General features: G+C 43.9%; 11 protein-coding genes. 4 read left to right on the forward strand and 7 right to left on the reverse strand.

The window, feature by feature from the left end; translation table 11 throughout:
* The 4 genes from JO154_RS11195 to JO154_RS11210 form a co-directional block, all read left to right on the forward strand.
* A partial coding sequence (locus JO154_RS11195) for a Calx-beta domain-containing protein (RefSeq protein WP_291945284.1) occupies positions 1-5,311 on the forward strand: 5,311 nt, incomplete at its 5' end.
* 18 nt (positions 5,312-5,329) lie between these two features.
* Entirely contained in the window at positions 5,330-6,244 is a 915-nt protein-coding gene (locus tag JO154_RS11200; RefSeq protein WP_291945287.1) for a type IX secretion system membrane protein PorP/SprF, read from the forward strand.
* Between the two features lie 18 nt (positions 6,245-6,262).
* Positions 6,263-8,473 (forward strand): OmpA family protein, encoded by a 2,211-nt coding sequence (locus tag JO154_RS11205; protein ID WP_291945290.1) that lies wholly within the window; start codon positions 6,263-6,265, stop codon positions 8,471-8,473.
* A 34-nt stretch (positions 8,474-8,507) separates the two neighbouring features.
* Complete coding sequence (locus tag JO154_RS11210; protein WP_291945292.1) at positions 8,508-10,994, forward strand: Calx-beta domain-containing protein; 2,487 nt, start codon at positions 8,508-8,510, stop codon at positions 10,992-10,994.
* A gap of 745 nt (positions 10,995-11,739) precedes the next feature.
* Here the strand turns inward: JO154_RS11210 and JO154_RS11215 are convergent.
* From JO154_RS11215 to rplU, 7 genes are all read right to left on the reverse strand, one after another.
* Positions 11,740-12,237, reverse strand: a complete 498-nt coding sequence (locus JO154_RS11215; RefSeq protein ID WP_291945295.1) for a GNAT family N-acetyltransferase — start codon at positions 12,235-12,237, stop codon at positions 11,740-11,742.
* A gap of 9 nt (positions 12,238-12,246) precedes the next feature.
* Positions 12,247-12,876, reverse strand: a complete 630-nt coding sequence (locus tag JO154_RS11220) for a DsbA family protein (RefSeq protein WP_291945297.1) — start codon at positions 12,874-12,876, stop codon at positions 12,247-12,249.
* Positions 12,877-12,918: 42 nt separating this feature from the next.
* Positions 12,919-13,635 carry a PrsW family glutamic-type intramembrane protease gene (locus JO154_RS11225; RefSeq protein WP_291945300.1) on the reverse strand — a complete coding sequence of 239 codons (717 nt, stop codon included), beginning with the start codon at positions 13,633-13,635 and terminating at the stop codon, positions 12,919-12,921.
* Positions 13,632-15,320, reverse strand: coding sequence for a DNA polymerase/3'-5' exonuclease PolX (locus JO154_RS11230; RefSeq protein ID WP_291945303.1), 1,689 nt, complete (start codon positions 15,318-15,320; stop codon positions 13,632-13,634). Before JO154_RS11230 ends, JO154_RS11225 begins: the two co-directional genes overlap by 4 nt.
* Positions 15,321-15,725: 405 nt before the next feature.
* Complete coding sequence (locus JO154_RS11235; protein WP_291945307.1) at positions 15,726-16,064, reverse strand: hypothetical protein; 339 nt, start codon at positions 16,062-16,064, stop codon at positions 15,726-15,728.
* A 64-nt stretch (positions 16,065-16,128) separates the two neighbouring features.
* Positions 16,129-16,407, reverse strand: coding sequence for a 50S ribosomal protein L27 (rpmA, locus tag JO154_RS11240; protein ID WP_073076832.1), 279 nt, complete (start codon positions 16,405-16,407; stop codon positions 16,129-16,131).
* Positions 16,408-16,462: 55 nt separating this feature from the next.
* The gene (rplU, locus tag JO154_RS11245) at positions 16,463-16,765 is read right to left on the reverse strand and encodes a 50S ribosomal protein L21 (RefSeq protein WP_291945311.1); all 303 of its coding nucleotides are present in this window, start codon (positions 16,763-16,765) and stop codon (positions 16,463-16,465) included.
* Positions 16,766-16,860: the final 95 nt, after the last annotated feature.

Genomic DNA, 16,860 nt, shown 5'->3' on the forward strand with positions numbered 1-16,860 from the left:
TGATTTGAATGATTATAGCCTGACTTTACCTACTCCATCTTTCACTGGTCACTCTATCGATGCGGACCTGGTGCTTAAATTGGATGGCCTGATGGAAGGTCCGGAAACACTGGTGATCGACGCTACCGCTGTAGATGCATTGTCTACGAGCTTTAACGTTACGCCAACTACTATTACTATCATTGATGCGGATTATCCACCGGCACATCCAGTGATCTTGCACCTGGATCAGACCTTTGCAAAAGAAGGCGATGCCACCGGTGCTGCTTTCTGGGTAGAACTGCCAGATAATCTTATTGCAGGAAATCCTGTGAACTTTACGCTGACTGCTGGAACAGGTACGACTGCGGCTGTAGGGAGATACAATCTTCCCGCTACCATTACCATCCCTGCGAATAAATCAGCCTCCGATAAAATCTATATCACCGCCACTACCAATAAAGTACTGGATGACGATGCAGCGCTCTACATCGCAGCTACTTGTACAGATCCGCTGATCACTACTGCGGCTCCTGTGCAACTGACTATCCAGGATGACACCAGAACTACTTATCCTGGTAGTAACACGCTCACCGTTGCTGCTGTTACGAACCCACTGCTGGAAGGTGCTAAGTCCAAATTAAGTATCGCGCTGCCTGCGGGCTTTACGTCTGCCAAAGACATTAATATCAATCTCTCTGGTGTTGCTGGGGACGCTAGTGCTAGTGATTACACGCTGATAAATACAGTAGTTACCCTGCACGCTACCAATAATAGTGAAACCACTGTTGATGATGTAATCCTGGCAAACACAGATAATATTATCGAGAAAGACGAACTGTTGACGATCAGGCCAGATGCAGGCGCAGCTTATACCAGTGCTGATTTCTCACTGACCATCAATGATGCTACACGCAGAGATGCAAACAACAGAAAGTTGATAGTAACACCTGCCACTAGATTGCAACTGCATGAGGGCGATGTGCAACAGTATACCTTGAGTCTCCCTACAAATATCACAACAGAAATTCCTATCAATATTTCCTTCACTACTAGCGGAACTGCCACTGAAGGCGCCGGACAGGACTATACAGTTCAGTCTACTGCTAGCTTCAGTACTGGAAATAGTGTAGTCATTCCCGTGAATGTATTGACAGATGATCTGGTAGAAGGAACCGAAAACTTCACCATCACCGGCACCACAACAGATGCTACCGGTGAAGTATATACGACAGATGCTATCACCGCTGATATTATCGATGCGCAATATCCTGTAACACTGGAAATTACTGCGTCGCCAGATCATATCCTCGAAGGTTTCAGTTCTGCGGTGAGTGTTAAACTGCCAAATAATTGGAGAGCGGGTTATGATATCCCTGTGAATATTGTCAAAGGTGCATCGTCTACCCTGGACAATGCAGAGCATACCGCGCTGCCTACCCAGTTTATCATTCCTAAATTCAGCAATGCGGCCACTGCGGTGAATGTAACAGCATATAGCAATGATATGTTGGGAGATGGCGGTACCATCGTGGTGGAAGGATCTACCGCTGATGCGAATATCTTGGTAACGCCAGTAACGATTACCGTAGAAGATAGTACCATCAAACGTCCAGGTACTAACATCCTGAATATTACCAGCAGTAAATCAGTATTGAAAGAAGGAGAAAGCGCAGATATTACCGTTTCCTTGGGTACCAACCTAATGTCTAAAACTCCGATTGTGGTAACCCTGAATCGTGGGACGGCTTCCACTGCTTCCGCTAGTGATATGACTTTTGCGACTACCACTATCACACTGCCTGCTGGTCAGCATAGTAAAACCTATACGAATCAGATTACCGCTGTAACAGATAATATCCTGGAAAACGATGAAACCTTTATTATCACAGGTACATCCGGCCCTTATGTAATTGGTGATCTGCCGATTACTATCCAGGACCAAACCAGGTTAAATCCAAACAATACGGTACTGAATATCACACCAAGCAAAACAGGTATACTGCAGGAAGGTGATGATGTGACTTTACAGATTAGTCTACCTACAGGTATTACCACCGAAGTACCTATCACGGTAACGAATATACTGAGTGGTACGTCTACCGCTGCCGACTATACGATTCCAGCATCCTTCATCTTCAACAAAGACACTACCATTGCGCTGCATATTGTTGCAGATGATCTGGTAGAAGGAGATGAGACCCTGCAAATAGGATTGTCTGGCAACGATGGCATTTCCACCTATACGAATACACCTATTAATTTTACCATTAAGGATGCCCAGTATCCTGCCCGGATTCATCTGAGTGCTATACCAGATAGGATTGACGAAGGAGGAACAGGAGCTGTGCTGCAAGCGGCCTTTGAAAACAACTGGAGAGCTGGTAAAGACTTTACGGTTGCCTTGTCCAAAGATGCTGCCAATAGTACCGCAGATGATTCAGACCATTCTTTATTACCAGCATCCATCACCATTAAATCAGGGGATAATGCCGGTGTAGCCACTACGCAATTGTTTGGCTTAAAAGACCTGATCCTCGAAGATGATGAAACAGTAAGTATTACTGGTATCTGCAATGATCCGCAATTACCGGTAGATAGAACCCTCGTTACTATTCTGGACAGAACCCATGATGATCCGGCTACCGGAAAAATCTATCTGTCGCCGGTTACTCCTGGTAATACAGTGGTTGAAGGAAATAGCTATCAGGTGAAAGTGTCTTTTGCACCAGGTGTTACCGCAAGCAAACCATTGGAAGTAAGATTGGATATGTCTCCAAATTCCACTGCCGACGCATCCGATGTAAATGGATTGCCAACCACCATTGTCATTCCTGCTGGCGCAACAGATTTCTCTTTTGCCTTTACCGCTTTGAATGATAATATCATCGAAAGACCTGAACTGTACAGAATTGTAGCTACACCAACGAATTTCACCGGTATGAGAGGTGATTCCATCGATGTGACTATCATTGATGCTACCAGTGCAGATCCGAATAACTTGAAAATGAAACTGAGCATAGACTCTACTTCACTGCAAGAAGGTCATAGTACCAAAGTATTGCTCAGCTTTGAAACAAATAATATTGTGGCAGGAGAAGACGCGGTGTTGCACGTAGCGCCAGATGCTACTTCCACAGCAGATGTGAATGATTACAGTGGCTTACCAGATAACTTGGTGCTGCCTGCTGGAGAACATCAGATTACGTATACACTAACCGCTGTAGCCGACAAACTGATTGAAGGAGATGAAATCCTGCAACTGCAAGGCAACTTTGTCAACAGTTACTTTACGTATACATTGCAACAACCACATGCACTGACCATTACGGAAATTATAGCACCAGCAGTACAACTGCTGAAAGGTACGGATGCCTCCGAGCCATCCACCACAGGTTCGTATACAGTGAAATTGCCGCTGGATTATACTGCCATTGCACCTGTACAGGTAACCTTGTTTATAGGAACCGTTCCTGGTGCTACCAATATTGGTAGTGTAGCCAATACCGTTACCATCCCAGTGGGTAGTAATAGTGCGGATATTCAAGTGCCAGTGATTGATAACAATATCATAGATGGAGATGAATTCCTACCTGCCGTATTGCAAATAGCATCTATGGTAAGAGGCGCGAACACCATACCATTTGCTGTCAATAAACTGGATACAGTTAAACTGCCAGTGCATGATGATGAAAGTGCCACCACTGGTCCTAAAGCGACAGCCAGAGAAATACTGGTAGAGAAGATCAAAGATGCTGCAGAACCAGCCACCCAGGGCCAACTGAAAGTACGCTTTACAGAACCTACCCTGACAGCCGCAAAAGATGTAACCGTTAACTATACTGTTGGTGGTACTGCTACTCCGGATGTGAGGTACAAGAAACTGAGTGGTCAGGCGCTTATTCCTGCTGGTAAGAACGAAGTACTGATTAACGTAGATCCGATCGATAATAATATTGTAGATGGAGATGGTACCGTATCCTTGCAACTGAAGAACGTTACCAGCAACCTGGTAAATGTGACCTGGCCGTTCTCCGCGCAAGCAGTACCTGACCTGATCATCAGCGACAATGACACCCTGGTAGTAGAACTCTATACTAATGTGACCACTGTGGCAGAAGGTCAGCCTATCCAATACACGATTAAATCACCAAGCAAAGCAGCTATTCCAGTACCTATCACCATCCAGGTCGATCAGGATGCAGTACGTACTTACACCGCCAGCGAAGGACAAATTAATGGTAAAATACTGACCATTACCTTGCCTGCGATGCAGTCTGAACACAGCTTTACCATCTCCACTTCAGATGATGCCATCAACGACGACGATGGCTTCCTGAATACAACCCTGCTGCCTTATGCCGGTACCAACAGCACACCGCTGTATTACCTGGGTAGCCAGATTAACAATCATGTAATTGTGACAGATAATGATCCACTGAATATTTCCTTCGCCAACACGAAATTTAGTGTGAAAGAAGGAAACCTTGGAGACACTAATCTGCTGCGCTTTGCCATCAAACTGAGCAATAAGAGCTCCCGTCCAGTAACAATTACCTTCGATAACGAAGAAGCTACTGAAGGCGTAAGCTATCCGTTCTTCGACTTCAGAGCCACTCCAGGTGAGGACTTCATCATGGATGTGAAACAAATCACTATCCCTCCATTCTCATCTGAAGGTGAACTTGCGGTGAAAATTATTGGTGATACCACTTTTGAACAGAATGAGTCCTTCTTTGTGAAGATGTTGTCTGCCACTGTTCCATCCAATACCAATCTGCCAAAACTGGTAGATCCAATCAAAGCGCTGGGCGTCATCCTCAATGATGATCCGATGTGCCGACCTTGCGATGCCGATGGTGATGGCCTGACCAACGAAGAAGAAGATATCAACCAGAACGGTGATCCATTCGATGATGATACCGACGGTGATGGTATTCCTAACTTCCTGGACCTGGATTCTGATGGCGACGGTGTACCGGATTCCGTGGAAAGATGGACAAGAGATAAACGCTACATAGACGCTAACAATGGTCTTATCAGGATACATCCTGCTATCTCGCCAAATGGTGATGGTAAGGGTAACGATGTGATGTACATTGAAAACATCGAGAAGTATCCGGATAATGAAGTGGTGATCTTCAACCGTTGGGGTGGTACCGTATTTAAATTACAGCATTACGATAATACGTCTAGGAACTTTAAGGGTAAATCGAACGTAGGAATGGGGTCAGGAGCGGATGTGCCAGATGGTTCTTACTTCTATACTGTGACGATTCGCACGGAAGGGAAGACACAACAGGTAACAGGCTTTATCGTAATCAAACGCTAATCAGAAAAGTTGAAATCTATGCGAAACTTTTTGGTAAAATCATTATATCTGCTGGGCATGGTGTTATGCTTTGGTTCTTACGCCAGCGCCCAGCAGCAACCGATTTACTCTCAGTATATGTTTAACGGTATGGTGATAAACCCGGCCTATCCTTCCATGGATGAGTCGTCCAGTTTGACCGCCGTAGGACGTAACCAGTGGGTAGGGGTAGATGGTGCTCCGAAAACCTTATCGGCTTCCTTTTATACGCCCATAAAAGCGAGTAATACTAGTTTGGGCGTATCGTTGATGAATGAGAAAATTACCGTCAATTCCCAGACCCAGGTAAATTTCAACATATCTCAACGTGTGAAGCTCAACGAAAAAACGTATATAGCGCTGGGTTTGAAAGGAGGGATGTCACAGTTCAGAGAAGATAATGCCTCTCTGGGCACGTATGATCCCGTGTTTGCGGAAAACCAGAGCTATTGGAAATCGGATATTGGATTTGGATTAATGTTGTTTACGGATAACTTTTTTATTGGCTTATCATCCCCTACTTTTCAGAGTTTTGATTTGGGGAGTAAGTTGAATAAGGTGGAGTCCAAACCGCATTATTATTTGCAGACTGCTTATCTTTTTACCATCAGTAATGATGTGAAACTTAAACCTAACCTTTTGATACGTGCTGTAAAGGGTTCTGGTATCCAGTATGATATCAATGCCAACGTACTGCTGAAAAACCTGATCTGGCTGGGAGCTTCCTGGAGATCAGAGCAAACGCTTACTGGATTGGTACAAGTACAGGCCACGAAAAATTTACAGATCGGATATTCCTATGATACCCCTATGCAATCCAATCTTAAGGGTGCGCAGACGGTATCACATGAGTTAATGGTGAACTACCGGTTTGCGTGGAGCAAGTGGAAAGTGGTAGCGCCTCGCTATTTCTAATCGAAAAAACATGAATGTATGCCAACGAAGCCCATTTCATCCCTTATATTAATACAGGGTGCTGTATTGATTCTCGCATCATGTTCCGTCGTGAAAAATTCCGGCAGCTTTGGCGATATGTCCAAAGTAAACCGCGCCGAACGGCTGTTTAAGCGGCAGGATTATGAGCATGCTATCTCCCTATGCAACAGCGTTATTAACAATGGCAGCAGCCCAGAGGCAACCCGAAAGGCTAAATTACAACTGGCAAGGGTGTATTACGAGACCAGGCAGTTCGAAAAGACGATCAGTCTCTATGACGAAGTGCTGTATAAGCCTGAAAAAGATATCCAGGAAACGGATGTCACCAATTATACAGACCTCCTCAAACGAACTGGAAGAGTAGAGAAAGCCAAGCAGATTGCGGATAACTTCTCTAAAACCTATGCAGACAACACCCGCTTTCAGAATATTCAGCGTTCACTCAATAATTACTATTCTTTCTACAACAGGGAATCCGCTGCCACTATGAAAATAGACAGCTTGCAGCTCAACCTGGCGGGATACCAATACGGACTGGCCTTGTACAAGGACAATGTAGTATTCCTATCCAATGATATTAAGAAAAAGGATGCACAGTCGCTGTACACGAACTCCAAAATGTACCTGATCTCTGAAACTGGGGTACAGCCGTTCAACAACAGTCTGAAAGGTATTCTGCAACTGGGCCCCGCCTCATTTTACGACGGTGGTCAGAAAGTGATTTTTACTTCTAACCAGTTTTCCGATGTAAGGAATGAAAAAAACTCCTACATCAATTACAGTAACAATACCCAATTGCTGGCGTCTACCTTCCAGCCAGAGCATAATACCTGGACTCGCCCAGTAAGAGTAGAAATCGGAAAAAACAGCGCTTCTTACTCAATTTTGCATCCTTCAGTTGCTCCTGACGGGAAACGTTTGTACTTTGCATCCGATATGCCAGGAGGTTTTGGTGGAACAGATATCTACTATACCGACTGGGATGCCACAGAAAAACGGTGGAAAGCACCGGTGAATATGGGCCCCAAGGTCAATACCAATGGGAATGAACTCTATCCTTACATCGCTGGAGAGAAATTATTCTTCTCTTCCAATGGTTTAGAAGGATACGGTGGCCTCGATATTTATGTGATCAATACCAAGAAGCCAGAAGAAGGCGCTGAACATTTACCTTTCCCGGTAAATACCCAATTCGATGACCTGAACCCTGTGCTGGATGAAAATAAATGGTTACTGTATTTTACTTCTGATCGTTCAGGAGTACACGATAATGACCATATCTATGTATTGAGCCTGCAAAATAATCCTTTGAAAAAAGTAGGTATATCTAATCCCGATGCACCTGCGGAAGATGTAAAACAGTCCCTTACCGTGATCCAGACGGATGAACGCCGTCAACACACCTATACCGGCGACGCGCGTTACGACAATCTCATCTCAAAAGATTCAGCTCAATCAACAATTAGTACACCTGTTCAAAAGGAACAGCCACGCGAGGAAGTAAAAGACCAGCGTGTAACAACAGACTATGTCAATTCAGCCGCCAACAGTTCTCCTGAAATGATTTCCTGGGAATATCAGGCTGGAAGTCCGCAAGCCGCTGCTGCAGCCCAGTTGCAGCAAAAGGCCCGTACCTCCGCAACTGTACAACCTGAACAAGCGAAGAACAGTCAAGGGGAAACTATTGCCTGGAATCCTAACGCCAACGCCGCTACGAAAGCAGGCGGCAATACTGTACAGGAAAAAAAAACGGTAGCAGGAAACGATAATGCCTCCACATGGCAACAGGACAATCACGCCCTGGATGCGCGTATGGACAGCATCACCCGTGCCGCCAACATGCTGTTGCGCATGCCTGGGGTTATTTATTTCGATCTGAACTCCAGTATACCACTGGATCAGGAATGGGGGAAACTGGATACCATCTTCCGTCGTTGGAAAAAATACCCTAAACATACAATTCTGATCAGTGGGCATACAGATATCATTGGCACAGAAAAATACAACTTGGCCTTGTCTAAAAACAGGGCGGTATATATCCAGGAATGCCTGAAAAGCAAAGGAGTAGAGGCGGATAAGATCCGTATCAGCTATTTTGGTTCCAGCAAACCGGTATGGGTGGCTGATCAGCAATCACTGGATAGTGACCGGATAGAATTCATTCGGGACCAGGGTGTGAACCGGAGATGTGAGATAAAAATATTGTAGTAATAATTTTTTAGCGTATATCAAACTTACAGAAATGAACAAGATTGCTTCATTAATGCTTTTCCTGGCCGTAGGTACACAAGCCATGGCTCAGGAGATGCCAGTAGTGTTCAACAAGAGTTTCAGCGGTGCAAAGAACCAGTATAAGAAACTGGCTATTGCCGACAATAACTCTATTGTTGCTATCGGTGGAGGAACTGATAATGGATGTATTACCAAATTATCATCTGCCGGAAACCTTATTTACAATGCCAAGCTGAATAAAGGTGGCCTGGTGGCATACCAGGACATGCTGATGCTGCCGAAAAATGAGCTGGTAGCCGTGGGTGGAGGAACGATTGCCTATGGTAATGCTCGTATCACTAAGTTAGCTTCCACTGGTGAAGTTATCTTTGATAAAAGCATCGGCAATGGCCAAGGTGGTTTTTTCACCAAAGTGATTACAGACCGTCATGGTAACTATATCACCGTGGGTGTTGACGGTAGCAAACCCGCACAAGCCCGTATCACCAAAATGGCGCCTGACGGCAGAATCGAATTCGATAAAGCTTTCGGTGCACACAACGTATTCAACAACGTACTGATCGACGAAGATGAGAACATCATTGCCGTTGGTGGCGACGTTGGAGATGGCCAAGGTAAAGCGTTTATGGTGAAGGTAGACGGAAAGGGAGAGAAAATATTTGAACTCTCTTTCGGTAAACCAGGAGCCGTATTTGAAAAAATGCTGTTGTTGGAAGATGGCGCGGTACTCGCAATGGGTGGCGGCGCTTATGGCACCGGCAACGCCAGCCGTATTGCTAAAGTGAACACGGAAGGCCAGGTGGTATTCGATAAAGAATACAGCACCGTAGATGGTAAATTCAACGCTATCCGCGTAAACGATCTGGGACAGATCTTTGCTTGCGCAGAAGAAAAAGAAAAAGGCCGTATCGTGAAGCTCCGTCCAGATGGTACTGAGCTGTTCAATAAAGAAACCGATGCAGCCCTGTATGCCCTGGAAGTAGGTAAAAACGGTAAAGTGGTAGCCGCTGGTGGGAACTCCACTACCAACACTGGTAAAATCGTTAAACTGCTGCCTGATGGTACTGTAGTAGTTAATAAAAATGCAGGTACTTCTTTCTCTCATCTGTTACTGACAGAAGATGATGAAATCATGGTGGTTACTAAAGAAGGCTACCGCCTGATGAAATTCAATCCAGATGGCGAACAGATGTTCGATAAACAACTGGGTAAGTACGATGCAAAAACTTCTCTGGCTGCCCTCCTGATGAGCCCTTCTGGCGAAATCATTGCTGCTGGTGGTGGTGAAGAAGATGGTAACCGTATCATCAAAGTGAGCCACGGTGTATCTATCAACGATATCGTGGTAACAGAGCCTCTGAATGGCCTCTCCAACGCATCCCTGACTATTTCTCTGTCCGGCTTCCTGCGTAGCAACGGTGTTCGTATGCCCGTTAACGTGCATTACAAAACCGTAGCACATAAAGATGGCGCTGGTGTGGGCGACTTCGATGCCACTGAAGGAACTATTTCTTTCGTGCCTTCTGAGTTTGCAGCAGGCGCACAGATCTCCAAAACCATTCAGATTCCTGTAAAAAGTGATAACCTGCTGGAAGGAAAAGAAACTTTCCACGTAGAAATCATGGATGCATCGGATCTTCATCTGACTAAAAACAAAGGGGAAGTAACTATCCTGGATCAACCAGCGATTGTGAAATTTATAGGTGGTAGCAATGGTGCTGAACCTGCAACTGATGTTGTATTCTCCGCTGGTTTATTTAAGAGAGACGGAACTCCGTTGATTAATGCCACTTCTAAACCAGTACGCCTCACGTACAAGTTTGGTAACGGAACAGCCGTTCCAGGCTCCGATTTCGTAAACAGTATCAAAGCTCCTTTTGTAATTGAGACTGGCGCTAGCACAGCTAACCTGAATGTAAAAGTAAAAGACGATAATCGTTTTGAACTGGCAGAAACAGTTGTACTGGTATTGAGCGAAATCAAAGCAGAAAACGAAGCGGTAGTAGGCTATAATGGCGATGTAACCAGCATCTCTGCTACACAATATATCCAGGATCAAGCAGCATATATCACATTGGTGAAATTGACAGATGCCAACGAATCTGCTACTGCACCTGTGAGCATGTTCAAATGTATCCTCGTAAAAGCGGCTGATCAATCTGTACAAACTAACTGTACAGGTAGCGATATCAATATTTACTTTGGTGTGGACAGCTCTTCTACAGCAGCTTACGGTAAGAAGTATATCATCATGAATGGTGATATGGTGAAAATCACTGGCGACTGTGCTTTCAGCGAAACCGATATCCAAGTGGCTTTGGTAAACGATCGTATCAAAGAACCAGATGCACTGATAGTACTGAAACTGAAAGACGTTACAGCAGCTAACAATGCAGGTATGCTGAAAGTGGCTCCAGACCTGAAACTGAATAAAGCTGTAGCAACTATCCACGATGATGATACAGACGAAAACGGTGCTGTATTGACATCCAAATAACAACGGCTTGATTATTTAACCGATATACGCACTCAAGCACCTACGTTCCCGCATAGTTTCTTCTATGCGGGAATTTTTTTTGCTATCATTTTGATACGATTAACATTTGAATAATTGTTGAATATAAGTAAATATTATTTAAATGATTATTAATCAATCAAATAGAAATGATTTAGAAAAAAATATGTATTTTTTGGTTAATTGAAAATCCAAAGGGAATATAGGGGCGTATATGATTGAGAAGGCATTAAAGAAGTTATTTACCGTATCCTAGATATATTAACCAGTTCTTTGTAAAAGATTGTCAGATAATTCGGATGAGCGTTGCTCATTTTTTCCTGGGGGCATGTTTACTTCTTGTACACAACATGCATCAACACCTCAGTGTATTGGTTCAATGGCAGGGAATTTACGACATGGATTCTCTGCCACCACAGTACAGATTCAGTAATGTAATGCGTTTGTTTTACAACCCACTTCTGTGTAGAAGGGCCGCAAATTGAGCGTTGTGGATTTGATCAGTTACACAACGTTCAATTTGCACTAGCTGAAGCCCAAAGATATTTTAAAATAAACTGCACTTGTAATGCGAGCCCGTTTGCGGGACTTTGGAAAAATTATTCAATTCTTTAAAATCTGTATAAAGAGTTGTGTCTTTTAATGGTTAACTTGGGAATAAGCCTGGTATATCCTTACCGGGCTTTATTTTTTTCTACAACTCTTACTACAATCCTGTTGAAAGCCTTTATTTTAAAGGCTTTTGCATCACATAATCTTCCATCAGATAACCGTTGCCAATATCTGTATTTTTCTCTTTTATGACTGAAAAGCCCATTTTTTCGTAGAACTGCTTCGCTTTATTGAAGCGATTCACATCCAATTCCAGTATGGTAGCTCCTTTGGCAGCCACTTGATCTGCAACAGTATTCAGTAAGAATTTGCCCGCACCCTTACCCTGATAGGTAGGATCCAAGTATATTTTATGCAGTTTATAAATGCTCGGATCATCCGTTTTACTATAGGCGGCATAGGCAATGGGGGCCTCTCCATCTGCCATAATAATAAACTGATGTTCTTTCTCTGTCATTTGTTGTTCCAGCGATGGAGTGCTATACATCATGTCCATCATAAATGTCATCTGTTCCGGACTAAGTATAGACTGGTAAGTAGGGGTCCATATTTTGACAGCCAACGCTTGTATAACGGGGATATCTGCGATGGTAGCTAATTTGATTTGATACATGCTGACGGTTTATTTTTGACTTTCTGCGAGAATATTATCAATCGTTTGTTGAACGGTGGCCAGTGGCGCAAAGCCTCGGGCGCATAGGTATAGCTGTTCTCCTGTATCCAAGATAGCTGCTGGAAACCCAGTGATGCCCCAGTTTTGTACCAATTGAAACTCTTGTTGTGTTTCATAACGGTTTTGCTCTTCCTGCATTTGTTGCAGGAATTCATCCACAGGCAAGTTATAGCGGGCAATCAACGGACGATAAGTATCATCGTCGATGAGGTTCTGTCCTTCGAAATTGAGGGCTACTTGCATATCATGCGCGAAGTCCAGCGCTTTTGCTGGTAAGTACTTTTTGAATACCGTGAGCGCGATCGCTGGTTTTTCAGAATCCATTTTTTGGGAAGATGGCAGCAGCTCGTAGAGAAACGTGTCTCCAAATTTCACACCTGTCATTTCCTCTACATTCTTATGTGCCTGTAGGATATATGCCTGCATGGTAGACCATGGACGTTTATTATCGCCCAAAATCATACCACCTGAAAGCACTTCAAATTCCCAGTCGGGATGCTGCTTTTGGAGTTCCTGCATTACTGGTGTGAAACCATAGCACCAACCACAGAGCGCATCATATACATAGATTATTTTCATTACTATTTGATTATCGTTGAGATATTAATTGAAAGGATACCGTCAGCTTTGGCCGCGATTATCTTCTTCATTAAAGTAGTTATTATCATGCAGTTTTTCAGATAATGCACGATCTTTTTTAATCGCCCTGATGGAATTCCTGATGGCAAAAACTAGTGTCACCAAAGCGGCTCCAAAGAAGAACAAATTATTGCCCGTAAAGAGGAAGAAATCGTACGTACCATGAAAAAACACCGCTACCAATAAACCCTTCCTCAGCAGTTCCTCCTTTTTATGAGGCAGGAATTTCGCCAGACCCACGTAATAGCCCATTAGCACCGCAAAAGCGCCATGTGCAGGCACAGAGAGGAACATGCGCGCCACGCCGGTTCCCATCCCGTATTTGGCCACATAAGCGATATTTTCCAGGGTAGCGAATCCCATGCCTATCATCACCGCATATACGATGCCGTCGAAAGGTTCATTGAACGCTTTTTTCGGATAGGCGTAAAGGTAGAGTACCAGGAATTTCGCCAGTTCTTCTGATAATGCAACAACGGCATAGGCAAAGAAAGCGGTATTAAAAAGTGTATCTCCGCTTTCGCTGAAGCCAAACATAAGGGCGCTGGATTGTACTATCAATGGAAGTATAATACTGGCCATGCCCAGGAAGAAACATTTCAGCAAGAGGCCCAATGGCTCGCGTTCGTATTTGTCGAGCGCATAAATCAGCATAGAGATTGCCAGTCCGGGAGCTACTGCCAGGGCCAAAAGTATCATGAGATCAGATTTTTTTGTTTTTTCCTTTCCTTGAGGAAGGCATCCAACTGATCAACAGTATAGCTACTTAGATTGTTTGCCTTTGTCAGGCCGCCTTTTTGCGCAGCGAGGGTACCATAAAATACATCTTGGTAACCTTCAATACTATGGGCATCTGGATCGATGGAGATGAGTACATTTTTTTCCAATGCATAATGAATCCACGACCAGTCCATATCTAAGCGGCGAGGGTGCGCATTGAGTTCTATCACCACATTATTTGCAGCACAGGCATCAATGATTTTTTTATGATCTACTGGGTAGCCATTACGACTCAGTAGGAGTCGCCCTGTCATATGTCCCAATATGGTAGTATAAGGATTCTCGATGGCTTTGAGGAGGCGTGCCATGGCTTTCTCTTCTGTCATCTTCAAGGTAGAGTGGACGGAAGCAATCACCAGATCGAACGTAGCAAGGATTTCATCTGGGTAATCGAGGTTACCATCATTGAGAATATCCGATTCGATGCTTTTGAAGATGCGGAATGGCGCCAGTTGTTTGTTCAGTTCATCTACTTGCGATTGTTGCGCCAGTACACGGGCGGCATCCAGCCCATTTGCATAGAAAGCAGAGCGGGAGTGATCGCTGATCACCAGGTATTCAAAGCCTTGTTTTTGGGCTGCCAGCGCCATTTCTTCGAGTGTATAAAGGCCATCGCTCCATTGACTATGGGAGTGAATAATACCTTTGATATCGGTCGATTGAATAAGATGTGGCAGTTGATGCGCGCGGGCTTGGTCCACTTCGTTTATGCCTTCCCGTAAGCATGGCGGGATATAATCCATGGCTGCTCTACTGAAGATTTCCGCTTCGCTGGTAGCACCAGTGATGGCTGGGTGACCGCCAGCAGCATTGAATTTGTCGATAAAAGCAGTAGATCCGGTAGTCAGGAAGAGCTGTGCTGGGAAATCGGCCGTATTGCAGGAATGGGTAATGATTTTGATTTTCTCTTCCGTAGACCAGATGATATTGGTATCATTTACGGCTTCCAGGTGAAAGCCTGGCAGGAGAGAAAGTTGTTCCTGAATGGTTTGTACTGGAGCAGCTACCAGTAGTTCGATTTCATCGATGATGATCGCATTTCTTCTGAAGGCGCCGGTAATGCTTACAGGAGCAGGAGCGAAGAGTTCCTGGAGTTGTTTTTCCAGTTGAACGCCGGTGGCGGCGACTTCTGCATAGAGGAAACGGTGTTTATTAGAGAGGTAGAATTCAATATTCTGGCGAACGTTGTCCTGTGTTTTCTGACCGAATCCTTTCAGGAGCAGCAGTCTATTTTCGTTGCAGGCATAGAGGAGTTCTCCCATGGATTCTACTTCCAGTTCTTTCCAGATGGTAGCTATTTTTTTAGGTCCCAGACCTTTTATTTTCATGATTTCGAGGATACCAGGAGGAGTGATTTCCAGGTAATGATCGAGTAGGCCGAAGCGCTGGTTTTCCAGCATTTCGATGATGGCTTTTCCGGTAGATTCTCCGATACCTTTGATTTTAAATATATCGTTATGGGCGGTATCTTTTAATTGGCCCGGCAGTTTTTCTATGGTAAAAGCAGCGGAGGCAAATGATTTTGCTTTGAAGCTATTTTCGCCGTGGATATCCATTAGTTTGGAGAGCAGGGCGAAGTTATCGGCAATTGCGTAGTTGTCCATGCGATAAAATTAAGGGATTTTTTCACGCAGAAGTTTTTTGCGCGCAAAGCGGTATAAGCAGCAAGGCAGCAAAGGAATTTGTGGGGAAGGGTAGAGGCGAAATTTTGTCTCGCAAAGGGCGCAGAGGAATAACGTGAGGATTAGTGATTGTTGTTTTAAAGACCGCAAAGGTCCTATTCAGTACTTTTTCTCTGGGGTGAATGAGGCATTTAAAGTGAAGCAGTAGTTTGCTGCTTTGGGAGCTACTGGAAACAGCATCATCCTACAACAAAACATAGTCCTTTGTTTCTTTGCGCCTTTGCGAGAAACACAGCATAACACAATCCTTTGCTGCTTTACATCTGGGGCAAAGAAAAAGGTCCTGATATTTCAGGACCCTTATAACTACATTTTGTAAATCCGATCTTAGTTAGCTGGATTTGCTGGAGCTGGAGCGGTAGCAGGAGCGGCTTTTTTAGCAGCAGCTTTCTTCTTAGGCGCAGCTTTTTTAGCAGCAGCTTTCTTTTTAGGAGCGGCTTTCTTAGCAGCAGCTTTCTTTTTAGGAGCAACGGCTTTTTTAGCAGCAGCTTTCTTTTTAGGAGCAGCTTTCTTAGCAGCAGCTTTCTTTTTAGGAGCGGCTTTCTTAGCAGCAGCTTTTTTAGGAGCAGCTTTCTTAGCAGCAGCTTTCTTTTTAGGAGCAGCTTTCTTAGCAGCAGCTTTTTTAGGCGCAGCTTTTTTAGCAGCTGCTTTTTTAATTGTTGCCATTGTTTTTTGAATTTGGGTTAGTAAAAAATAATTGGGTATAAAAAAACTTTATGGCAAACACTGATTAGGCTTCCGCCTGAGCAGTGGTGTCAAATGCTTTAACAGAAACGTAGGTTTTGTTTTCGCGACCTTTTCTGAATTCAACTACACCGTCAGCTACTGCGAAAATGGTAAAATCTTTACCGATGCCTACATTTGAACCTGGATGGTAAACAGTACCTCTCTGGCGTACAATGATGTTACCAGAAATAGCAGGTTGACCACCGAAAATTTTAACGCCCAGCCTTTTGCTTTGGGAGTCGCGGCCGTTCTTTACACTACCTTCACCTTTTTTATGTGCCATTGTATAATTTCTTTAAAAACTTTGTCTAATAAATAAATTGCGCTTAACGTACAAATTAAGCGATTTCATTGATTTTAATCTTAGTGAAGTGGGTACGGTGACCAACTTTCTTTCTGAAGCCTTTTCTTCTCTTCATTTTGAAAGCGATAACTTTATCACCCTGAACATGTCCTAAGATCTCTGCTTTTACTACTGATTTTACATCAGTACCTACGGTCAGCTTACCAGCGTTATCTGTTAACAGTACTTCAGAAAACTCCACTTTATCTCCGATATTTCCCTGTAACTGCTGTACAAATATTTCCTGGTCTTTTTGTACTTTAAATTGCTGACCTGCGATTTTTACAACTGCAAACATAATTATCCAAAATATAATTTCCGCAAAAGTAACATTTGTTTTTCGGATTGACAAAGTTTTCCGGTTTTTTTTAATTCACATGTGTAAATTAATGT

Origin of the sequence: Chitinophaga sp., assembly GCF_019236475.1 — a bacterium.
GTDB lineage: Bacteria > Bacteroidota > Bacteroidia > Chitinophagales > Chitinophagaceae > Chitinophaga.

Bases quoted from the DNA above. Each gene is read 5' to 3' on its own strand.
- JO154_RS11200 (WP_291945287.1), top strand. From the start codon at position 5,330: ATGCGAAACTTTTTGGTAAAATCATTATATCTGCTGGGCATGGTGTTA.
- JO154_RS11205 (WP_291945290.1), top strand. From the start codon at position 6,263: ATGCCAACGAAGCCCATTTCATCCCTTATATTAATACAGGGTGCTGTA.
- JO154_RS11210 (WP_291945292.1), top strand. From the start codon at position 8,508: ATGAACAAGATTGCTTCATTAATGCTTTTCCTGGCCGTAGGTACACAA.
- JO154_RS11215 (WP_291945295.1), bottom strand. From the start codon at position 12,237: ATGTATCAAATCAAATTAGCTACCATCGCAGATATCCCCGTTATACAA.
- JO154_RS11220 (WP_291945297.1), bottom strand. From the start codon at position 12,876: ATGAAAATAATCTATGTATATGATGCGCTCTGTGGTTGGTGCTATGGT.
- JO154_RS11225 (WP_291945300.1), bottom strand. From the start codon at position 13,635: ATGATACTTTTGGCCCTGGCAGTAGCTCCCGGACTGGCAATCTCTATG.
- JO154_RS11230 (WP_291945303.1), bottom strand. From the start codon at position 15,320: ATGGACAACTACGCAATTGCCGATAACTTCGCCCTGCTCTCCAAACTA.
- JO154_RS11235 (WP_291945307.1), bottom strand. From the start codon at position 16,064: ATGGCAACAATTAAAAAAGCAGCTGCTAAAAAAGCTGCGCCTAAAAAA.
- rpmA (WP_073076832.1), bottom strand. From the start codon at position 16,407: ATGGCACATAAAAAAGGTGAAGGTAGTGTAAAGAACGGCCGCGACTCC.
- rplU (WP_291945311.1), bottom strand. From the start codon at position 16,765: ATGTTTGCAGTTGTAAAAATCGCAGGTCAGCAATTTAAAGTACAAAAA.